The sequence below is a fragment of the Gordonia sp. (in: high G+C Gram-positive bacteria) genome (genome assembly GCF_049299075.1).
Lineage (GTDB): Bacteria > Actinomycetota > Actinomycetes > Mycobacteriales > Mycobacteriaceae > Gordonia.
The window spans coordinates 1-3,473 of sequence record NZ_JBAQWU010000020.1 but is presented as its reverse complement, the minus strand read 5'-3'; the positions used below and the strand labels follow the sequence as shown (position 1 = coordinate 3,473).

Sequence of the window (3,473 nt, the reverse complement as noted above, 5' to 3'; positions counted from 1 at the left end):
GGCCCGGACTGTGTGCCCGCGCACGCGACGAAGCCTGGATCGCCGACATGCACGTCGACAGCGCCCCCGGGGAATCGGGCGCCATCGCGTGGCAACTGCGCATCGACGACGACAACTGGGTGGAGATCCGTGCCTGGCACGATCGGATCGAAGTGCATCACCGCATCGCCGGACGCGACCACCTCCTGAACACCGTACGGTTGACCTCCCCGCTACAGGCTCTGCGACTGCGCTCGGCGCCGTGGCCCGCGGCGGGCCGATTGAATGCGGGACCCGACCGGGTGGTGCTGTCGGCTCGGACCGAAGCCGGTCTGGTGGAGGTCGACAGCATCGACGGTCGGCTGCTCTCGACCGAGGTGGCCGGCGGATTCCTCGGCCGAGTCTTCGGGGTGCGCGCCTTGCGTGCACCGATCCGCGTCGCCTCGATCGGCTACCGATCGACCCACTGACCACCCGCCCCGTGCCGCCCGGCGCCCAGCCTCACCGGAGAGATCATGACCGTTCCCACGATCGCCCGCTTGACCGCCGAACTGCGTACCGACACCGGCGTGGTCGCCGTAGCTACCCCGCGGCTGACCTGGACGGTCGCCGACGCCGCCGAGGACTGGCGACAGGAGTCCGTGGACCTGCGGTGCGACGATGCGGAGATCACCGTCGGCGGCGCGGATTCGGTCCTGGTGCCGTGGCCGTTCGCGCCCCTCACACTGGGCCGACGGCACGGCGTCCAGGTGCGGGTGCGCTCGGTGGACGGCGCGCAGACCGAATGGAGTGAACCGCTGATCGTCGAGTGCGGTGCGCTCGCTCCAGGAGAATGGGTCGCCCAACCGATCGGACTGGCTGCACCCACCGTGGACGCACAACCGGTGCTGTTGCGGACCTCGTTCGTCCTGGACCGACCGATCCGCCGGGTCACGCTCTTCTGGACTGCGCTCGGTGTCGCCGAACCAGAAGTTAACGGCCAGTCCGTGTCCGACGATGTCCTCTCCCCCGGCTGGACGTCCTATCGGGACCGGCTGGTGCATGAGACGGTCGACATCACCGATCTGGTGGGTACCGGCCAGAACGTCCTGGCGGCCACCCTGGCCGGCTGCTGGTACACCGAGAAGTACGGCTACTACGGGCAGGCGAAACGGGTTTTCGGCGACCAGCCCAGCTTCCTGGCCCAGCTGCGGGTGGAGTACACCGACGATGAGGTAGTCACTGTCGCGGCCACCGGGGCCAGCTGGTGGACCAGTGCCGAGGGGCCCGTCGTATCCAGTGGCCTCTACGCCGGTGAGCACCAAGACCTGCGCCGGCACCACACCGGGTGGTCCGCGCCCGGCTACGACGCCAGCAGTTGGGCGCCGGCCCGCATCGGCGCGAATGCATTGCCCGGCTACGAGAACGTTCCAGTCCCGCAGGCACGTATCTCGCCACCGATCCGGCGTGGCGCCCGCGTGCCCGTCGCCGCCGTGCTCACCGCGCCGTCGGGCGCCACCATCGTCGACTTCGGCCAGAACCTGGGCGGCCGAGTCCGGATGCGGGTGACCGGTGCGGCCGGCGATCGCATCGTGGTCCGGCATGCGGAGGTCCTCGACGGCGGCGAACTCGCCCTGCGCCCCCTGCGGTTCGCCGAGCAGAAGGCGACATTCGATCTGGTTGACGGAGAGAATCTCCTCGAGTCCAGATTCAGCTCGTACGGCTTCCGCTACGTGCAGATAGACGGGTGGCCCGGCGAACTCGACCCGGCTGACATCGAGGCGGTCGCTGTGCACAGTGATCTCCCCAGGCGGGCCTGGTTCGACAGTTCACACCCAATGCTCGATCGCATGCACGAGAACGTGCTGTGGACCCTGCGGGCCGATACCCTGTCGATTCCGATGGACTGCCCGCAGCGGGACGAGCGCATGGGTTTCACCGGCGATCTCCAACTGTTCGCCCCGTCGATGACCACGCTGGTCGATGCCGACGCCTTCTTGTCGTCGTGGCTGCGCGATCTGGCGGCCGAGCAACGCAGACTCGACGGAAATGTGCCGATGATGGTGCCCGAATGCCTTCCGCACCTCGCCGATGCGCTGCGCTTCGCCGAATACGGGGACGCGGCCACCGTCGTACCGTCGGTGCTGTACGACCGCTACGGTGATGCGGGCGTGGTGGGCGATCAATTGCCGAGCATGATCGCCTGGGTCGAATCGGTACTGGCGGTGGCGGGCGACAGCGGAGTGTGGCAGGGCACGCCGCAACTGGGCGACTGGCTCGACCCGGACGCCCCGCCCGAGGACCCCGGACGAACCAAAGTCGACCACGATATCGTCGCCACCGCCTACTTGGCCAAATCCCTGCAACTGGTCGCGCGCGCGTGCGCCATGGTCGGGGACGACGAACAATCCCACCACTACGCGGCGTTGCACGAACGCACGCGGAGGGCCTTCTGTGACACCTTCGTCACCCCGGCCGGTCGGATGATGAGCGACGCACCCACCGGATACGCCCTCGCCCTCGTCTTTGATCTGGTCACCGACCCGCCGCAACGGCAGCGGATGGGCGACCGGCTCGCCGAGTTGATCCGGCGCAGCGGCTACCGCATCTCTACCGGCTTCGTGGGCACGGCCATCATCGGCGATGCGCTCTCGGCCACCGGCCAGATGGCCGCGGCCGAGCGCCTGCTGCTGCAGACTCAGTGCCCATCATGGCTGTACCCGGTGACGATGGGTGCGACGACGATCTGGGAGCGCTGGGATTCGCTGCGCCCGGACGGGACGATCAATCCCGGTGAAATGACCTCGTTCAATCACTACACCTTCGGCAGCATCGTCGACTGGATGCACCGAACGGTGGCCGGACTCGCCCCGGCCGCGCCGGGCTACCGGCAACTACGGATCGCGCCCCGTCCGCTCGATGGGCTCGACCACGCGCGCTCGCGGCAGCTGACCCCGTACGGCCTGGCGGAGGTGCACTGGACGCGCGATGCCCAGGACACGGTGACCGTCCGAGCCACGGTGCCAGCCAATGTGACGGCGCTCGTCGAGTTGCCGGGCTGCGCGGCAGTGACCGTCGGTTCGGGCGAACACTCGTGGCAGTTCGCCGCACCCAAGCGGCCAGCAGGCGGGCCCTTCTCGTTGCGTTCGACCCTGGGCGACATCATCGACGATCCGCGCGCCTACAGTTGCCTGATGACGGCGGTCACGGAGCTGGTGCCCGAACGCGCCGAGGCGATCAGCTCCGACACGGTGTGGGTGAGTACCTACCCGCTGGTGCGGGCCCTGAAGTTCGTACCGGGACCGATCCTGCAGCAGATCGACGACCGACTGCAGAAGCTGTAGTCGATCCGCGGTCCGGGGAACCGGCTCAGGCTCCGCGGCGGGCCTGCAGCCAGTCCAGGAGTTGTGCGGCATCGGCCGGGTCGAGTTGCCGTGCGCGGACCGCGACCGGTCCGGAAACCAGGTCGATCCGGACATCGACGACACCGAGGCGCTGTGCGATCGGGCCAGCCA

Annotated in this window: 3 protein-coding genes; 2 read left to right on the top strand and 1 reads right to left on the bottom strand. The window is 68.6% G+C overall.

Going from position 1 to position 3,473, the window contains the following annotated elements:
* A partial coding sequence (locus WAW85_RS00815) for a hypothetical protein (protein WP_422557770.1) occupies nt 1–449 on the top strand: 449 nt, incomplete at its 5' end.
* 45 nt (nt 450–494) lie between these two features.
* Complete coding sequence (locus tag WAW85_RS00810; RefSeq protein WP_422557769.1) at nt 495–3,302, top strand: family 78 glycoside hydrolase catalytic domain; 2,808 nt, start codon at nt 495–497, stop codon at nt 3,300–3,302.
* Nucleotides 3,303–3,327: 25 nt separating this feature from the next.
* Here WAW85_RS00810 and WAW85_RS00805 read toward each other — a convergent pair whose 3' ends face one another.
* Entirely contained in the window at nt 3,328–3,462 is a 135-nt protein-coding gene (locus WAW85_RS00805; RefSeq protein ID WP_422557771.1) for a hypothetical protein, read from the bottom strand.
* Between the last annotated feature and the right edge of the window lie 11 nt (nt 3,463–3,473).

Coding starts and splice junctions, on each gene's coding strand:
- WAW85_RS00810 (WP_422557769.1), top strand. CDS start 495: ATGACCGTTCCCACGATCGCCCGCTTGACCGCCGAACTGCGTACCGAC.